Source organism: Streptomyces sp. enrichment culture (genome assembly GCF_964272855.1).
In the GTDB taxonomy this organism is placed as follows: Bacteria; Actinomycetota; Actinomycetes; order Streptomycetales; family Streptomycetaceae; genus Streptomyces.
On the sequence record NZ_OZ186847.1, the window covers coordinates 8,551,324 to 8,569,112 of the forward strand.

The 17,789-nt window shown below is 73.5% G+C and carries 13 protein-coding genes; 5 read left to right on the forward strand and 8 right to left on the reverse strand.

Annotation, left to right across the window (positions count from 1 at the left end; translation table 11 throughout):
- Window positions 1-55 precede the first annotated feature (55 nt).
- The 6 genes from ACSU6L_RS38285 to ACSU6L_RS38310 all read right to left on the reverse strand — a co-directional run bounded on the left by ACSU6L_RS38285 (window position 56) and on the right by ACSU6L_RS38310 (window position 8,368).
- A complete protein-coding gene (locus ACSU6L_RS38285) occupies window positions 56-1,978 on the reverse strand; it encodes a TOMM precursor leader peptide-binding protein (RefSeq protein WP_437064282.1) in 1,923 nt (640 codons plus the stop codon).
- Complete coding sequence (locus ACSU6L_RS38290) at window positions 1,975-3,870, reverse strand: hypothetical protein (protein ID WP_437064283.1); 1,896 nt, start codon at window positions 3,868-3,870, stop codon at window positions 1,975-1,977. The genes ACSU6L_RS38285 and ACSU6L_RS38290 overlap by 4 nt, the downstream gene beginning before the upstream one ends.
- Window positions 3,867-5,027 carry a lantibiotic dehydratase C-terminal domain-containing protein gene (locus ACSU6L_RS38295; protein WP_437064284.1) on the reverse strand — a complete coding sequence of 387 codons (1,161 nt, stop codon included), beginning with the start codon at window positions 5,025-5,027 and terminating at the stop codon, window positions 3,867-3,869. Before ACSU6L_RS38295 ends, ACSU6L_RS38290 begins: the two co-directional genes overlap by 4 nt.
- Window positions 5,028-5,095: 68 nt before the next feature.
- Window positions 5,096-7,783, reverse strand: coding sequence for a lantibiotic dehydratase (locus ACSU6L_RS38300; RefSeq protein WP_437064285.1), 2,688 nt, complete (start codon window positions 7,781-7,783; stop codon window positions 5,096-5,098).
- Window positions 7,784-7,939: 156 nt separating this feature from the next.
- Window positions 7,940-8,119, reverse strand: a complete 180-nt coding sequence (locus tag ACSU6L_RS38305; protein WP_437064286.1) for a thiazolylpeptide-type bacteriocin — start codon at window positions 8,117-8,119, stop codon at window positions 7,940-7,942.
- A 57-nt stretch (window positions 8,120-8,176) separates the two neighbouring features.
- Window positions 8,177-8,368 (reverse strand): thiazolylpeptide-type bacteriocin, encoded by a 192-nt coding sequence (locus ACSU6L_RS38310; protein ID WP_437064287.1) that lies wholly within the window; start codon window positions 8,366-8,368, stop codon window positions 8,177-8,179.
- Window positions 8,369-8,982: 614 nt separating this feature from the next.
- Between ACSU6L_RS38310 and ACSU6L_RS38315 the strand changes: the two genes are divergently transcribed.
- The 4 genes from ACSU6L_RS38315 (at window position 8,983) to ACSU6L_RS38330 (ending at window position 13,435) form a co-directional block, all read left to right on the forward strand.
- Window positions 8,983-9,120: a hypothetical protein gene (locus ACSU6L_RS38315; RefSeq protein WP_437064288.1), complete on the forward strand. Its 138-nt coding sequence runs from the start codon at window positions 8,983-8,985 to the stop codon at window positions 9,118-9,120.
- Between the two features lie 307 nt (window positions 9,121-9,427).
- A complete protein-coding gene (locus ACSU6L_RS38320) occupies window positions 9,428-11,023 on the forward strand; it encodes a serine/threonine protein kinase (protein ID WP_437064289.1) in 1,596 nt (531 codons plus the stop codon).
- A 22-nt stretch (window positions 11,024-11,045) separates the two neighbouring features.
- The gene (locus ACSU6L_RS38325; RefSeq protein ID WP_437064290.1) at window positions 11,046-12,344 is read left to right on the forward strand and encodes a hypothetical protein; all 1,299 of its coding nucleotides are present in this window, start codon (window positions 11,046-11,048) and stop codon (window positions 12,342-12,344) included.
- Complete coding sequence (locus tag ACSU6L_RS38330; protein ID WP_437064291.1) at window positions 12,341-13,435, forward strand: hypothetical protein; 1,095 nt, start codon at window positions 12,341-12,343, stop codon at window positions 13,433-13,435. Before ACSU6L_RS38325 ends, ACSU6L_RS38330 begins: the two co-directional genes overlap by 4 nt.
- Window positions 13,436-13,637: 202 nt before the next feature.
- On the opposite strand, the gene ACSU6L_RS38335 is transcribed toward ACSU6L_RS38330, so the two are convergent.
- Window positions 13,638-14,210, reverse strand: coding sequence for an antibiotic biosynthesis monooxygenase (locus ACSU6L_RS38335; protein ID WP_437064292.1), 573 nt, complete (start codon window positions 14,208-14,210; stop codon window positions 13,638-13,640).
- 967 nt (window positions 14,211-15,177) lie between these two features.
- On the opposite strand from ACSU6L_RS38335, the gene ACSU6L_RS38340 reads away from it, so the two are divergent.
- Entirely contained in the window at window positions 15,178-16,053 is an 876-nt protein-coding gene (locus ACSU6L_RS38340; protein WP_437064293.1) for a hypothetical protein, read from the forward strand.
- On the opposite strand, the gene ACSU6L_RS38345 is transcribed toward ACSU6L_RS38340, so the two are convergent.
- Entirely contained in the window at window positions 16,022-17,476 is a 1,455-nt protein-coding gene (locus ACSU6L_RS38345; protein WP_437064294.1) for a poly(ethylene terephthalate) hydrolase family protein, read from the reverse strand. The genes ACSU6L_RS38340 and ACSU6L_RS38345 overlap by 32 nt on opposite strands.
- Window positions 17,477-17,789 lie beyond the last annotated feature (313 nt).

The following is a 17,789-nucleotide window of genomic DNA, read 5'->3' on the forward strand; positions in this document are numbered from 1 at the left end:
GGAGGCCCTCGTTCGTTCGGGGGTCGGGTCGGGGGAGGCGCGGGAAGGAGCCGGGTCAGGGGAAGGGGTGCGGGTGGATCGCGAGGTCGTCCGGGCGCAGCGGCCGGTCCGTGCGGCCCAGCCGGTACGGCGTCCGCAGCAGGCGCGGCAGGCCCCTGGTGCGGTGGTTGACGTGACCGAACGTCATGGGCAGCGAGCCCGGCACGACGACCTTGGCGCAGTGCAGGCCGAACCGGTCCCTCAGCCCCGGCTCCGTCTGGTCGACGGCGATGACCTCCAGGCCCTCGCCGGCCAGCCGCCGCACGGTCGCGTCGAGCAGCACGCCGAGGTCCACCACCGGCTCCGGCGCGCCGGGCCAGGCCTCGGCGACGGAGCGGGTCGGGGTGTCGGCGAAGAGGAACGCCAGCCGCGGGGCCGCCTCGGCCAGGGAGTTCACCCCCACGTGGTCGTCCAGGGTCACCACGAGTTCCGGGTCGTCGAGCATGGGGAGCAGCCGCGCGGGGTCCCGCAGTCCGCTCCCGGGACCGGAACGGTGCGCGGACTCCAGGACGTTGGTCACCACCTCCGCCACCGCCGAACGGATCGCGACGCGCGGGTCGTGGTGGGCGCCGGCGGCCAGCAGCATCCTCGGAGCCCCGGGGTGGGAGCCCTCGTACCGGCAGACCGCGACGACCGCCGGGACGCCGAAGTCGTTCGTGGCGTCGAGGAGCACGAGGCGGTAGCCGGCCAGCTCCGCGCGGTCGGCCAGCAGGGCCGTCTCCAGGTCCCCGGGCGGCGGCTCCACGCGGGGGAGCGGGGTGGCGGCGTACCAGGCCATCAGGAACGCGTCCCGCTCCGCGACCTCGAACAGCCCGTAGAGCACCGCTTCCTCCAGGCTGTTGCCCAGCCCGCAGCCGTTGGAGGACTCGTACACCACGCGCGGCCGGTCGCCCGGCACGTCCCAGTACGCCACGTGCTCGGGCAACGCCACGGCCCGGCGCCGGGTGAGGGACCAGCCGTGGACCCAGTCCAGTTCCAGACCGGGGCTGTACGGGACGGTCCGCGAGGCGGGATGGCCGTGGTAGGCGGGGTCGGGCAGCCCCAGGCGCACGGGATCCACGGCCCGGTCCGGCCCGAGTTCGCCGAAGGACGCCCGCAGCCGGGTCCGCCGGCCGGTCGGCCGCATGCCCGCGAACCGCTCGACGCTCTCGAAAAGCGCCACCCGCTCGCTGGTGCGGAAGTCGCCGGCCCGCCCGTACCCGCCGTCGTCCACCGCCCGTCCGTCCGTGACGAACGCCGTCGTCAGGCAGAAGGCGGAGTCCTCGCTGCGGAACAGCCGGCGCACCGGGCCGAACCGCTCGTCGTGCAGCGCCGCGCGCAACTCCGCGACCCCGGTGCGGGGGTTGGCGCCACGGAGCACCGCGGGGTCGGGCAGCGGACGGGGGCCTGACGGCACTGGTACGACGTCGGCGGCCGAGTCGTCCGGCAGCGGCCGGCAGACCGGGCAGCCGCCGACCGGACGGACCCGGTGGGTGGACCAGGTGGCGCGGCCGTGGTGGACGAGGTGCACCGTGGCGGTGGCGTCCGCGTCCGGCCGTGGTCCCGGCGACTCGTCGTCGGCCGCCTCCAGCAGTTCGAGGGCGAGTGCGCCGGTCGCCCCGCCCAGCGCGGCCGAGGGAGCCCCCGCCAGGGCCAGGGCCGGACTGTGCCATGGCACCCGCCCGCCCGTCGTGGCCAGCCGCTGGTACTCGGCGCAGGACAGACAGGCGGCGGCGCCCGGACGCAGGACCGGCCCCACGACGGCCAGGGCTCCGTCGAACCGCACCGGGACGAGGCGCACGGGGTGGGCCAGCGCGTGGCGGCTGAGCCGTTCGGCGAGTTCCAGCGTCCACCGGGGCAGCAGGACGACCGCCGGGCCCGCCGTCGCGGCGAGCGCGGCCCCGGCGTCGATCACCGGCACGGGCAGCGGGCCCAGGACCGGACGTCCGGCGTGACTCACCGGCCCTCCCCCTGGCCGTACAGCACCGAGAAGCCGAATGCGCGCAGTCGCGCGACGAGCGTAGGGGCGGCGTCGCCGGGCTCCCGGACGCGCAGCCCGGTCAGCCGGCGCAGCACGTTCTGCAGTGCGGCCTCCCGGAGTGCGAGGTCCGCCAGCCAGCCGTTGGTCCAGCCCCTGTCCTCCCAAGGGGCCGTCCGGATGTCCGCCGCGGCCAGTGCCGCCAGCGCGCCGCTCGCCCGGCAGAGGTGCCCGACGACGAGCCCCTGGGCGGCCGAGTCGACCGCGGCGGCGGCCGACAGGGCGGCGAACGCCGCCGCGTCGCCCGGCGTCGCCTCCACCGCGTCGCCGAGGACGGGCCCGTGGGCGGCCGGATCCGTCCCGCCGCGTACGACGGCCAAGTACGCCTCCTCGTCGGCGAGACGCCGCACCTCCAGCCGGGCGGGCGTGCCGAGGCGTCCGGTGAGGGCCGTCCACCAGTGGCCGGCCTGCGGATGCTCCCGCCAGTGCGCCTCGGGCAGTACCGCGCCCGCGGCCGGGAAGGCTTCCGCCGCGGCCTCGCGCAGGGCGCGGCCCAGGGCGTGCGCCGGATCCGCGCCCACCGTCGCGCGCCCCGCCAGCCGGAGCTCCGTGGCCCGGCAGAACGCCTCCACACGGGCCAGATCCAGACGCGCCGCGCCGGCCAGTACGGTGCCCTCCGGCAGCTCGCACGAGGCGAGCGGCACCGGCGACTGACGCAGGGCTCCCGGCGCCGGGCCCGGCAGGACCCCGACGCGTTCGTCGGTGAGGGCCGACACCCGCCCCAGCACCTCGGCGAGAGCCCGGGCCGGCTCCAGGCGGGTGCGGCGGTCGGCGTCGATCAGGCCGGGCCCCAGCCAGCTGCGGTATTCGGCCCGCAATGGCTGGGCGTCGGCCACGAGGACCGCGGGCAGCCCGGGCACCAGTCGCGGGTCGTCCCCCTCGCTCGCCGGATCCGGCAGCCCGCCGACCGCGCACAGCAGCCGCTGCACCGCCGAGCCGCCGAGCAGCGCGACGAACGCGGCCGGGTCGGCCTGGGCGGACGCCGGCGGCTGGTGTGTGGAGAATGGGGCCGGGGCGGTTTTGGTTGGGGCCGGCGGCTGATTTGCGGCGTGCGGGGCCGGGGCGGTTTTGGCGGGGTTCGGCAGCTGGTGTGCGGCGTGCGGGGCCGGGGCGGCTTGGGTGGCGTCCGACGGCCGGTGCGCGGCGAGCGCGGCCGCGTCCGAGGAGACCTGCTCCGGGCTGCCGGGGGCGGTGACGTATCCTCGGCCGCCCCTGACCCCGACCCCGACGGCCACGGCCTGCCGGGCGCCCCCGGCTTCGCGCAGCAGGACCACGCCCCCGGGCAGCGCCGGGTCCGCGGCGTGCGACCACGCCATCCCGGCGTCCGACAGCGCGCGCGAGACGGCCTCCGCCAGCGGGCCGCCCGGTGCGCCGGACGCGAACTCCACGCGGGCTGCCGCCAGCGCGGCGGCGGTGTCGGCGGGCCGCACCGCCGTCGCCGCGACCCAGTCGGCGGCGCGTCCGGTCGGCGCCGACACCACCAGGTCGTGGTCCCGCAGACGCTCGACGAGCGTGTCCAGCGCCTTGCGCACCGGGGTGCCGGGCGCGGCCCTGCGGTCCAGCTCCGCCGCGTCGCCCGTGCGCAAGGGCTCCTCCAGCAGACGCCACAGGGCGGGCAGCGCCGTGCTGCCCTCGAGGGTGACGCTGCCGCGCCGTCCGCGCAGGTGCAGTCCGGCCCGCAGCGGGGTGACGGCCACGTCGGGGCGCAGCCGCGGCAGGGCCGGCTCCGTCGTGCCGCCGACGGCCTCACCGGTGGTGTCGCCGCCGGCCCGGGCGTTCGCCGGAAGGGTTCCGGGCGCCGGGGGAGTGGTCATGCTCCGCGCTCCCTCGCGTCGACGGCCGCCGCCATCTCGGCGCGCCAGTCGCACCCGGTCAGGCGGGGCACCGTACGGATGACGAGATGGGCGGCGAGGTAGCGTTCCAGCGGCGTGACGTCGCAGATCGCGAGGAGCCGGTACAGGGCGTTGGTGCAGGCCCGGTAGACCAGGTAGTCGGGGCGGCTCCACATCGTCCCCTCGGGGTCGGAGCGCCGCAGCAGCCGGTGGAACTCGCTGTAGCGGGTACGCAGGTCCCGGCTCCACCGTTCCGTCGTCTCCGCGTCCCCGGTCGCCGCCGCGCGCTCCCGGTACTGGAGCGGATCGCCGTGCAGGTCGGCTCCCGCGTCGTGGCGGTCCTGCGCCAGCCGCCAGGCTGCGGCCGACCAGTGGGCCCAGTCGCGCTCCCACCCGCGTGCCGCGCCCCCGGCGATCCGGCCGACCAGCGCGGTCACGGTGTCGCCCGCGCTCTCCCAGCGCCGTTCGAAGCCCTCCCGCAGCCGGCCGTCGGGGTCGTCGTGGACGAGGAAGTCCTCGAGGTGGGACACGTACGACCAGTGGCCGCCGGCGAGCCCGCCGGGGTGGGCGGCCGCGTGCGCGGCGAGCGCCGTGACGGCGAGCTGCACGCGCGCCTGCGCGCCGTCGCCGTGCTCGCCGAGGAACCCGGCGCCCGCCCGGAGCGCCTCCAGCCCGCCGCTCAGCAGGTCGTCGCGGAGCGCCGCGCCGTCGTCCCCGAGCAGACGCCGCAGGGGAGCGAGGTCGACCGGTTCGAGGCGCACCGTGTTGTCCGGCACGATCGGGTCGTACGGCGGCGCGACCAGCTCGGCGCGTCCGTTGCGGGCGGCCTGCGCCAGCAGTTCGGCGTCGGTGAGGTCGCGTCGCGAGGGGTGGGCGCCGACCCAGTCGCGCAGCGCCCGTGCCGCGTGCTCGGCGGCCGGTCCGAGCCGTGCCGGGGCGCCCCGGAGACGCAGCCGCACGTGCGGGCCGTGCAGCCAGTGCCGTTCGACGTGGGCTGCCAGGCCTCGGTCCCGGCACTCCGCCGTGAGCGGCAGCACCGTCTCCCGCAGCAACCGTGCCTTGACCGGCTGGTGGTAGTACGCCACCACGTCGAGCACCTCGTCGGCGCCGCCGTCCGCCGGGAACGGGGTGGATGCCATCGCGGCCTTCCCGTCCGGTATCGGGGTGGATGTCACAGCCGCCTTCCCGCCCGGTACCGGGGTGGACGTCATCGCGACCTCCCCGCCCGGTACGTCTCCGTGACGAGCTCCACCGCACGGGTCGGCACGGCGGATCCGCCCGGTGCGGGCAGCGCCTCCTCGAGGACCGCACCGCCGCGGTGGCGGGACAGCCACTTGGCCAGGCAGCGCAGGTGGAGCGGGTTGCCCAGGTCGACGAACTGGGGCTTGGGGCGGCGCAGGTGCGCCAGGAAGTCCTCGGTCACCCGGCCGGTGGGGGCGGTGGGAGCGGGGTGCAGGAAGACCTGGTCGGGCAGGCCGAGCAGGGCGCGCCAGTGCGCCACGGGCTCCACCGGGGTCCCCGGGGCGGCCGTCAGTTCGGCGTGCAGGGCTCCCACCACGCCAGCCGGCAGGCTCCACCGGCGGCGGTGCAGGACGACGTGCCGGTGGCGCAGCCGGGGTGCGACGATCACCTCGCCGCCCGGGGCGTCCACGGAGTGCCGGGGCGGCATCGACCGGAAGTCCACCACGCCGTGCGGGTGGTCGGACAACAGCGCCGCGATGCGCCGCGGCAGCATGAGCGGGGCGAGGAAGCCGGGGTAGAGCACGTCGAGCGGTTCGCCGGTGGCCGTGACCCGGAACCGCACCTGGTCGCCGGCCTCGTCGTGGAAGAGTTCCACGTCTGCCTCGGCCAGCGAGGTCCAGCGGCGGTCGGGCCCGATGTCGTCCGGGACGAGCAGCGGGTGCAGATTGGCGTTGAACCCTCCGACCGGTCGCATCTGCGCGGCGCGCGCGCCCGGTCCGAGGCCGCGGCGCAGCCGCGCGGCCACGTCCTCGGCCGCGTCGGGGTCGAGCACGTCGAGGAACCTGCTGGTGAACCGGCCCCAGCCGCCGTACACGCGGTTCACGCAGAGCAGCCCGCCGTCCGGGTCCCGCTGGAGGAAGTACGCGTAGCTCAGGGGGCGCTCGACGGCCCAGTGCGGCAGCCGCTCGCCCAGGCCCTTGACGGCGTCGGCCGGCAGCACGACCTCCGTGCCGTCCGGCGAACCGGCCGCGGCTGTGCGCACGGCGTCGGTCAGCTCGGCGCGCAGGGCCATGAGCGCCCCGACGCCGGTGGGGAACCCGGCCGGATCCTCCCGGCCCGGCGCGGTGACGCGGGCGGCCCGCTCCCAGGCCTGCTCCACGTCGGCGCCGAACTCCCAGGGGTGCGGGCAGTTCCCGCCTGCGCCGTACCGCTCCACGAACCGGTCGCGGACGGCCCGCCGCATCACGTGTGCGAGGTCGAACAGCTCGGCCAGCGCCGTGACTTCGCCCAGGGCCTCGTGGTCGGCCCCGTCGAGGAACCCGTCGAGCGGCACCGGCCGTGGGGCGACGACGTCCTCGGAGAGGACGTTCAGCGGTGCCGAGCCCGCTGGGACGGGCCGTCCGGCGTCGGCGAGCAGCCGGGTCCAGCCGTCGGCGAGCCCGGCGAGGACGGCCGGGCGTCGCGGCGCGGGCGCGGAGGCGAACGCCGAGGTCTCACGGGACAGTTCCGCCAGCCGGTCCGCGAGACGGCCGGCCGCCTCGGGGCCCTGCTCGCCGACGCCGGGGAGCGTGCGGAGCCACGCGGCCAGCCGGCCCGCCGGGTCCGGGTCCTGCGGCGGGACCGGATCGGTCGGCACCAGCAGACCCGCCTGCCGGAGGCGTTCGAGGAAGGCCAGCGCCGCCGCGCGGTTCGTGTCGGGGGCCCCGGGCAGGGCCGAGGCGAGCAGCTCCGCCATCTCGTCGAGCGGCGCGGGAGTGGCGGCGTACGGGGCCAGGAGCCGCAGGGGCCCGCTGAAGGCCACCTCCGCCGCGTCCTCGTCGGTGACGAGGTAGCGGCCACCGGCGAAGGCGACCCGGTCGCGGGCGTACGTTGCGCGTCCGTCGGAGACGCGCGCGGTGCTGGTGACGCGGTGCGGAAGCCCGGCACTGTGGCGCGGGTCGGCCAGCAGGGCCTCGGCGAGGGCGGTCGTCAGGGTGCGGTTGACCTTCACCGACGCGTGCAGGGGGCCGTCGAGGAGGGGCTGTTCGCCCCACGACCGCACGCGCGGGCGGCCGGCGCGCGGTGGGGCCAACCGGCCCCAGCCGACGGCCGTGAACCACGAGAGGGGACTGGTCTTGGTGCCGGCCCGCAGGGCGTGGCGCAGCACCGTGGGCTCCTCCTTGCGGGCTTTGCGGTCGTCGGCCCCGCGGCCGGCGCGTTCGATCGCGCGCAGCAGGTCGCCGCTGGTGAGCGCGACGGCGCGGGCGAGCGCGGGTTCCCGGCACAGGGCGGCGAGGGCCGCCCGCTCGGCCGCGAGTGCCGGTTCGGCGGCGCCGCCCAGCTCGGTCACCAGGGCTCGGCGACGGTCGCGCAGCGCCAGCCAGGACGCGAGGCGGGGGACTCGCTGCGGGAGGTCGTCCAGGCGGTCCAGCACCGCGGGCCGCGGCTCGCGCCCGTTGTGCAGTGCGCGGCGCAGCGGCAGGACGACGTCACGGTGGAACTGCTCGCCGTGGCCGGACCGGCTGGCGTACAGGTCGTCGCAGAGCGGCTCGCGGAGCGCGTGCAGCGCGACTTCGAGCGAGGTGAGGCGGGCGAGGGCGGCACGGAACGCCGCCGTGGCCGGAGACTGCGCGGGGCAGGTCAGCACGGTGGCGCGTACCAGGGCGTACGGCGCCGAGTCGACGAGGTAACTGTCGTGCCCGGGCGGTGTGTCGGCGCTCGCGGTGTGCGGCATGGGCTGTCCCGTCCCTTCGTGCCCGTGGTTCCCGTGGTGCGGCACCATCGCGAGCCGGCCACCGGGGGGTGGACGGCCCGCGACGCACGCCGGCCGGTCAGGTGCTCCCGTGGCGTGCCACGGGTCGCGCGGCCGACGGTTCGGTGTGACCGGGACCTACAGCGGTACGGGCAGCTGCGGCTGCGCGCACGAGGACGAGCTGCACGAGCAGGAACTGGCGCCGTTGGAGGCGCCGCCCTCGGGAAGCGCGACGGTGTCGCGCATCGAGGTCACGGTGAGGTCCCCGAGGTCGAGGTCCGCGAGGTCGAGGCCCGGGGTGACGCTGGTGTCGGACATCGGTTTCTCCCTTCTGGCGTTGCGGTCCGGTACGTCGTGGGTGCGGGCGGGTGCGGATCAGCCGGCGTCGACGACGCCGGTCTCCAGCTGGGGCTGGGCGCAGGACGACGAGCCCTGGCAGGAACACGATCCCCAGGACGCCCCGCCCTCGGGCAGCGCGGCGGTGTCGCGCATGGCCGTGACGGTGAGGTCGCTGAGGTCCAGGTCGAGGTCCTGGAGGTCCAGGGCGGTGCGCGCGAGGTCGGACATAGGAGCTCCTCCGTGCGAGAAAGCGAAACCGAAAGTGCGTGGAATGGGCCGTGCGAAACGGGTCCTTGCGGTCCGTCGGTAATGCTTTGCACGACGGAAAGGCGGCGCAAGCGCCGCCTTGGCCCGTCTTTATCGATCGCTTTTTGCGGTCCGACTATATGGCTGCGTCGACCCGGAGATGAGCTTTCCGTCGTCTCCGGCGCAGGTTTGGCCGAGATGCGCCGCTGGCGCGTACCTTGCGGTGCGCTATTCGTTGTCGGACGGGTCTCCGGGATTGCATGAAGGGGAGGGGAGTCCTCCGGAAAAAGGCGGACGGGCAGCCCTCTTTCCATGCGGCCGTCCCCGGCGAGCATCGGGCGCCCGGTGCGCCCTATTCCGCTTTCTTGCCCCGGGCGGTGGTTTCATCGGCTCCCACCGGCTCCGAACCTCCGCGGCGGTGCAGCGGACCGATGGGCCCTGCTCGGTTCGGCGGGTCCGCGAGTCGTTGTGCCGCCAACTGGCCTACAAACCACGGCCGTTGTGCCCCGGCCGCCTTGGAGCAGCGCACGCACTGCGCGTCCGCCGAGCGCGGAACCGGTGCCTCTCCTGCCCATCACGCAAGAGGAGCGCCACCCATGCCCCAGGGATCCACCTCGCCCGCCGCCGAGACCGACCGCACCAGGTCCGCCGCCTGCCTGTACGACCGCGCCTACCGGAGGAGTGGCGGCGGCACCGTCATCACCGCAGTCCTCGTCATCCGGCTCCGCACATGATCGCCCGGGCAGGTCCGACTCCGAGACGGCCATCTCCTCCACGCCGGATGGCTGCGCCTGCCGCTACTTCACGATCCTCAGCCCCAAGTTCGAGGCCGAGGCCACCAGCGGGCTGTCACCCCGCCGGCCACTGTGATCAACAACCCGGACGCGGACCCGCCACCGGGCTTCGCCCACTACGCTTTCCTCATCTGCGCGGCGCGCTTCCGCGGCTCGCGCAACCAGGGGGGAGTGCATGACTGGCGGCGATCCGGATGTGCTCCGTGACCGGTACTGGTTGAACGAGTCGTGGGAAGAGCACGACGGCTTGACCTATTGGTCCGCGTTCGACGAGCAGGAGCGCGAAGAGGTCTTCATCCAGCAGTTGCGCCCGCGGGGCACACGGACGGCGCGAAGGCGCAGCGATCACGGCAAGGACGCCGTCGCGCTCCCGGGGGACCTGGCCAAACAGGTGCGTCCGGTGGCGGCCGCGGACCGCGGTCATCTGCTCGCCGTCCACGAACTCTTCGAAGAGGAGGGTTCGCTGTGGATCGTCATGGACCCCGTCCAGCCCTTCACGCTGCACCACCTGATGCGACAGCGGGGGCACCTCGGAGCGGCCGAGGTGAGTCATCTCGGCGCCGAGGTGGCCTCGGCACTCCGGGAATTACATGAGGCAGGAGCCGTCCACGGCCAAGTGGAACCCCGCAACATCTTCTTACGGGCCGATCGTACGGTTGCCCTCGCGGGCTATGGACTGGAGCCCGCTCCGAACGACGCCGCAGGTCCGTGGGTACGGCCATGGCGGCCGAAATCGCCGTACACGCCGCCGGAGTGGGCGGACCGGAAAGCCGAGCGCCCACCGCCCCCCACCCGTTCGGGTGACCTGTGGGCCATGGGTATGACGCTGTACGAGGCCGTTTCCGGCCGCAGCCCCACCCGCGCCCTGGTCCGCAAGGCCCACTGGACCAGGAAGCTGTACGACGCCCGCCCGCCCAAGGTCGGTGGCGAGCTGGAGCTCAGCCGGTTGCTGGAGCAGCTGCTGTCGCCGCGTCCGGGGGTGCGGACCTCGGTGGGGCCGTCCCTGGTCTCCCTGCGGCGGCTCGCCCAGCAGCACGAACCGTTGGCCGCCGGACACTGGGCGGTCGCCAACCGGCCGCGCCGCACCGTCATCCAGCGGCTGCGCGCGGCCTCGTTGAAGATATTCGCGACGATCACCAGCCGTGTCGTGGCGAGCTTCGTGACGGGCGCGGTCGTCACCGCGCTGGGACTGCACCTGGCGAACAAGGGCTCGACTCCGGACGCGCTGACCTTCGTCGCGTCGGCCGCGGTGTTCGGAGCGGCCTCCGGGTCGGTCGTCGTGGGGGCCCGCGTGGCTCTGCACCTGTGGGCCTACCTGCGACTGAAAGTGAAGGCGGACCGCAAACCGGCAGTGGTCCCGCCGGCTCCGCCGCCTTCCGACCCACGGACGAGGGCCCGGCAGCGACACAGCCGGGGGAAAGGGACCCGTGACGCCGTGGCCCGGCTGCCACCGTGCGAACCCAGTCTGACCATCCGGCAGACCCCGGTCGGAGTCGGTGTACCGACGCCCATGGAGTTCACCCTCGACGTACCGGCCGGTCACCCGTGGCATCCGTCCACCACCCATGACGCGAGGCCCGCCGACGAGCTCATGCTGGTGGTCTCGCCCCGCTCCACCGGTGCGACGGTCCGCCCGCAATGCGTGATCTACCGGCCGCAGACTCCCCGCAACCAGCCGGCCGCCTTCACCTTCACGGCTCACGAGCCCGGCCGTCACCAGTTGCGCATCACGGTCTACCACCGCGCCTACGGCGTGGTCCTCCAGGAACTCGACGCCACGGTGAACGCCGGGGCAGCACCCGCCCGCCTCTCCCATGCCCGGCGCGGCAAACCGGAGCGCTGAACCGTTGAACCACAAAGTCGACATGACCGCAGCACAGGATCCCAGCCGCGGCTACCGGCTGCTCCCCGCACCGCCTGTCTGCGGTCCCAGGCAGCTGACCGTGACGATCCGCCGGCCGCACGGCGCGGTCAACGCCACCATCATGATGTGGAGCGACGACTCCAAGATCCTCGCTCAACCCCGCACCCACTCCTACGAGGCCGAACTGGCCGCAAAGGTCGAGGACATCGCGGGGTTGGCCGCTCAGCTCCTTTCACGTTGGCAGGAGTTCGTCGAGTACCAGCCTGTCGGCCGTGAGCACCGGCCCCTGGAGGTGGCGCCCCACACCAACCTCACCGACCTGAGCCGGCGTCCGCGGGCCGAGCTGCTGGCCCAGGTCACGGACCTCGCCAGAGCCGGCGCACATCTGCTGAAGCAGCTGCTCGCCGGCAGCGACCCGGAGCTGGTCCGCCTGCGGAGACATCTGCTGGGAGTGCTGGAACGACAGGACCTGCGCATCCGCTTCGACTCCGACCTGGACATACCGTGGCCGATGCTGGCATTGGACACCGGCCGCGCGCTGACGGGAGGACGTCTGACCGCCGACCCGTTCAGCCTCTTCCTCGGCTGGCGGCACCAGATCGAGACGGCGAAGAAGTCCTACCTCACGGACTACTGGTACGTCTCCCAGCGGACCGAGCCCGTCAGCAGCCTCAACGCCGACGAGGACCTGATGTCGGTGGCCGGGGCGGCGGAGGTACAGGCACTGCTCGACGAGCGCACGGATCTGACGGAACGGTGGTTTCGCAGCGACCTGCTTGAGGACCTGGCCCTGCAGGACCTCGACGAAGACATCATGTACTTCTTCTGCCACGGGCAGTACACCGCGCAAGGCGACCGAACGTGGCTGAGTCTGTCGCTGTCGGACGCTCCCAAGTTCAACGCCACCATGCTCGACCAGTACCGTGCTCCGCACACCGAGGCCAACGCCGAGGACGCAGAGGTGATCTTCTTCCATCCCCTGGTCCTGTTGAACGTGTGTTTCGCCGGTGCACCCGCGACCGTCGGCTTCGCGGATCTCGCGGGCACCTTCATCAAGCACGGCGCGCTGGGTGTACTGGCGCCACAGATCGCCATGCCCCGGGTGGTGGGGGCCGAGTTCGCCCTCCAGTTCCTGACCCGCTACATCTGCGGGGGCAAGACCGCGGGTGCTGCGCTCCTGAAGACCGTGCGCTGGTTCACCAAGAATTACCGCAACCCCCTGCCGCTGGCGTACAGCCTGTTCTGCGGGCTCGACAGCCGTCTCGCTCCCGTCGCCCGCAAAGGTGCCGATGCCCGGTGAAAGGACACCAGCGGTGGCGAGCCCGGCGTCCGGCGCCGCAGCGCTTCGCAGGGCCACCGGGCTCCCTGGCGGTGGTCCAGTTGGACGTGGACGGCTGGTTGTTGAATGAGTCGGGCGAACCCGTACGCGCTGACCGGCTGAGCCGGCACCTCGCGGACCGGCTGACTCCGCCGCCGTGGGCGACCGACATCATCGTGTACGTGCACGGCTGGCGGACCAGCGGTACGGCAGCGATCGGCAGCGCGCTCCGGCTCGTGGGCCTGATGGAGCGGCAGAGGGCCGGCCGGGCCCCGCTCTATCCGAGGCTCGACTGGCGGTACGCGCCGTGGGTCGTCGTAGTGTGCTGGCCCTCTTCCTCCCGGCTCTCGTTCGCCGGATACGAGACGGTCCGGGAGCAGGCACAGGCCATGGGCGCCCGGGGCAAGGGATACGCCCCGCATGTCATCGGCCATCTGCTGGGTTACCTCCACTCCGAACGCGGAGACCCCGCGGCGGGCACCCTGCGCACCCGCAACGGCCAGTACCTGCACCTGGTCGGGCACTCCTTCGGAGGCCGTCTCCTGTGCGAGGCGGTGACCTGGGCCGCTGAGGCGGGCAGGGGAGGCACCCTCGGCTGGCGCGTCCCCACCCACCCGTCCCGTCCGTTCACCGTCGACTCCCTGACGGTCTTCCAGATGGCGGCACCCGTCGCCGCTTTCGACTCCCTGTTCAAGTACCTGCGGCCGGGCCCACGCGGACACATGTCACCGGTCGGAGGTCCCCTGGTCTTCACCTACTCGCGCTACGACAGAGCGGCCGGCCTGTGGCACCTGATCGGGGAGAAGGCGCCGGGGATCGGCCATTCCGGCATGCGCCTGTCCGCCACGGCGGACAGCCTCGCGCCCAATGACGTGTGGCGCACCGCACTGCTCCGGGCGGACACCCCGTACCCACGCACGTCGCTGGACCACGTCTTCGTCAACATCGACGCGAGCTGGCGTTACCGACGCAACCGGCTGAACCGCTCCGGCGCGCACTCGGACATCTACCACCCGGAGTCCGCACACCTGCTGCTGAGCCTGGCGGACCATTCGCGCCCCGATGAGACCTGACGGACGATATGCCGGTGACGGTAGGTCAGAACGGGGCCGCCGGAGAGCCTTGTACGGGGGTGGCCGGACCCTGAACCCCCAACCGCCCGTCCGCAAGCATTGCCACCGGGACCCTCATGTGGCCGGAACGAGGCACCAGCCGAGGAGGGTGATGCCGATGCCGATGCGGGGGTACGGCCTCGCGCATGCGCCGCCGCCGGCACTACGAGGTGAGCCAGCCGCGCAGGAGTCTGCTCACGGCCGGCATCGAGACGTACGTCATGAGGACGTTGAACACGCAGGCCAAGACCGCGCTGCTGAGCAGGAGGGGGAGGGTGGTGAGGTGGGGCGTGAGGAAGAGGCTGCCGAGAACGGAGATGGGGTAGATGGCCAGGGTTGCGCTGATCGCCATCTTCCACCGGGGCGGAGCGGGCCGGGTGGAGCCCGGCCTGGCGAACCAGGTCTCCATGCCGGTCAGTCTCCGTCGGGCGATCTCGGTGTGATGATGTCCGTCGCAGTCGGCGAACCAGGCCGCGCGCTCGGGCGACTCCTGCCAGGTCCGGCAGGCCTCCGTGTCCCGGAACCGGTGGACGAGGAACCAGGGGGCGTCGCCGCCGGAGGAGCGGAAGAGCCCGTACCCGAGGTGGCCGGGGAACGTTGCCGCGGTTTCGAGGATGCCCTTCGCCCACCGCTCGAAGGCGGCTTCGTGGCCGGGTTCCACTCGACGGGCTATCAGGAGGGTCACCTCGCCGTTGTCGGCGGGGACGGTGGCGTGCTCAAGGCTGACCGCGGTCAACACAGACTCCTCATGATCTCACCGCGCCCGTGCACACTGTACGCGTCGCTCACCGCGGGAGACGTCGCGCGGTCGATCACGTCCGCGCGGGGCGGTCTCCGCGTGACGACGGGTCGGTGGCATCGGCCGGCGTGCACCAGCCAGGCGATCCCAGGCCGGGCCCAACACGGAGCGTTCGCCGAGCCGCAGAGCGGGGACGGCGAGCACCGCCTGGTACGGAAGCCCGTCGAGCTAGCTGGTGCATGGACGCCGGCGTGGTCGCACGGGCGCAGCCCATGGCGCGGGCGGCGGTGTCGGACGCACCACGTACCGACTACGTGCGCGCTGGGGGAAGACATCTGCGCGGACATCGCGCACCGTCACATCGGCCTGCCGGTGATCGAGCACGAGCCGTGGGCCTGCCTCGGGCAGGTGTTCGCTCCGAGATTCCTCAATCCCTCTGTCGGACCCGGCGCCTAGGGGGTGTCTCGTCGATCAGGCCGGATCAGGGAGCGGCGTCTGGTGCCGTGCATCGCAAGGCGGAGGAGGGAGCCGATGCGGCGCATCGGGGACCGACGACAACGCGGCGAAGCGCGGTGCCAGGCGCCGCGAGCCCGGCATGATCGGCGAGACGTCCCCTAGGGGCCGGGCCGCAGCGGAACGCCCCTGCCTTCCGCTCCGTCGAGGAGTCGGGGGGGGCGGACCGGTGAAATGTCAGGACGTCGGCTCTCGTTGCTGCCGACGTCGTTCACGCCTGCGTTCCCAGGCCCGTTCCTGACGCTCCGCGCGCAACCGTCGCTCGTGTTTCCGACGCCGGGAGAGCGGCCGGCAGACCACGCTGGCCGAGGGCGAGGCGGCGCTGACCTCGATCGCCTGCCTCGGCGCGTGCCAGGCGATCGGGGCCCGCCGGCTGGACGGGCCCCTCACCGGGTTCGAGCTCGTCCGGCTCGACGGACCACGCACCCGGAGCCTGGCCTCCGGCGCCGCGGTGGGCGGAGCGAGCCCCGCCGCCACCGCTTCTGGTTTCGTGGCCGGTCTGCGGCCGGCGCCGGCCGCGTTCGTCGCGACGAGCGCGGATGATCTGCGTCAGACGGACCTCGCGCAGTGGGGACTCGCCCGCGGCGATCTGCTGGCCGTCAACCCCGCCGGGGACCGGCTGGTCATTTCCTACAGGCACCGGCTGGTCACGGTCGGCCAAGGGCTGGAAGGGGCCCTGGGCGTGGCCGCCGTCCCCGAAGACTTCGGGGGCATCCGCGACATGGTGTTCTGCGGACCCGACCGGCTCCTCACCTCGGGAGACGCGGGCAGCCTGCTGGTCTGGGGCCTACACAGCCAGCAGCCGTCCGTGACGGCCGCCCATCGAGGGCCCGCGCTGAGGAACCTGTTCGCCCTGCCGGCCTGGGGCGCCGTCGGCGGCACGGACCACCGTGAGCACCGGCTCCGCTTCCACGACCCACACACCCTGCGGCCCGTCCCGCCCCCGGTGCCGCTACGCGCGGTCGCGGAGCACCTCGACCTCGTCCTGTCCTCGGCGGACGGCCGGTACGTCGCCTACGGCGGACAGCTGGGCCTCGCCGCCGGACACCGCCGGTACACCGTCGGCCGCGAGCGAGGGCGCCGAGGTACAGAACGTGCTGGACGTGGCCTGCCCGGGTGCCGACGCGCGGGGCGAGCGGAGGAGGAGGGGACCATCCCGGGCCGGGGAACTTGGGACAGCACGCTTCCTGGGCCGCGCCCACGGTGGGGTGAGCTGGTGCTCGGCGAACAGCTCCTCGAGGGCGGCCCTGCGGCGCTGATAGGGACACGGTCGTCTCCGTTCGCGGCACAGCTGGTCAGCGGCTGTTTCCCGGGTGGTAGACGCTGAGGTCGCCGTAGGCCGACAGAACGGCGGTCAGGTCATCGGGTTTGTGCCGCAGAGTGGTGTCCAGGAAGGCGAGCGTGGTCGCGGCGACGACGTGCGGGCTCTCGGTGCGGCCCAGGCAGCCGAGTATCGAGGGCACCGGCGGCAGGTACAGGGGGCCGTCCATGAAGGTGAGGTGTGCAGCGCCGGGGATGGTGAGCCGATAGCTCGTCGCGGTGTTGAGCTTGAGGACCTTGGTGAGGCGGGGTATGTAGTGCGGGTCGGTTTCCGGGGTGATTGCCTGGGTGAGCGCGAGCGCCGGCTGGTGGAGGGAACGTGAGGTGGGGTCGTAGGGATAGCCGTCCAGATCGATGACGGCGTCGAACCTGCGGTCCTGACGGGCTGCCTGCAGAGCGGCACCGCCACCTATGGAGTGGCCGGTCACCGCGACCCGGCCGGTGTCCAGACGCCCGGTCAGTGGGCCCGCGATCTCGCCTCGGTCCAGACGGCCCAGCTGAGTGAGGACGAAGCTGAGGTCGGCGGCTCGAACCCTCGCCCAGCCGACCCCCAGCTTCTCGTCCTTGTCGGGGTCGCCGGTGGAGGCGATCTCGGTGCTGATCGTTCGGCCGTCGGCGAGGACGACGGCGGCGGAGTCATACGGGTGGTCGAGGGCAGCGACCACATAGCCGTGGCTGGCCAGTTCCTCCGCCCAGGCGGTGTTCTGCGTGCGTACTCCGCCCAGGCCGGGAGAGAACAGCACGAGCGGGAACCGTCCGCTCTCGCCGGCCACCGGAGCGTTGAAGACGGAATGGGTGTGGGCACGCGAAACGCCGTCGACCAGGAAGCCGGGCAGGCCGACATAGCGGGCGAGGGCGTCGGAGACGGTGCGCGCCTCGTGCTCCGTGCGTCCGAGATACTGCGCCCGTTGCGCGCTTGCGGGGTTCTTCTGCGCGGGATACCAGAGCTGGACCACGACCGTGCGCCGGTCGAGCCGGTCGGCGGTGGCCGTCTCGGGGCGGTGCGGGTCGGTCCACTGCACCACGCGGGTGCCGACCGTGAACTGGCCAGACGGTTCGGGGAACACGGGTACAGGAAAGGCCCAGGCGGCCACCGGACCCGTGGCGATCAGGCCGACGCAGGCCACCGACCCCGGCAACGCCAGCCACCATCGGGCCCGCCACGCCGTCTGGCCGGTACGGCGTCGCAGCAGGGGAGAGAGGGCGAACGGCAACGCGATGGCAGCGCCTGCCAGTACCGGCAGCATCTGCCAGCGGATCCCCACCACACTCAGCGCGATCGCGGACAGCACGAGAACCGCTCCCGCCGCGATCGTGACGCGTGGGCGGGCAGCGGGGGGAAGCCAGCGCGTCACCACCAGCGCGACGGCACCCAGCAAGGCAAGAAATTCCAAAGGGGACATGTACAGCCCCGCGATGATCTCGGTCACCCGGCCATCCTCAGGGCAGGGCACGCAATGCGACATCGATCCCAGGTCGCCATCACATGCAACTGGAGTCGTAATCGAGCACGCCAGGTGAACGGCCGCTTTGCGACCGCGGAATGAAGCGGCACTCCGCCTGCGGTCGTACCTCGGCGCGGTGTCATCAGACGGTGGACTCATATGCTTCGCGAGCCCGCGGCCGACCGGTGACAGGGCCGCGGTTCACGCCGGGGAGCGCGGGGCGTGCCCTCCTCCTATTCCACCCGGCTCCTCGGTAACGACGGGAGCCCCGCGTATGGGTCGATGGAGGACGAGGTGG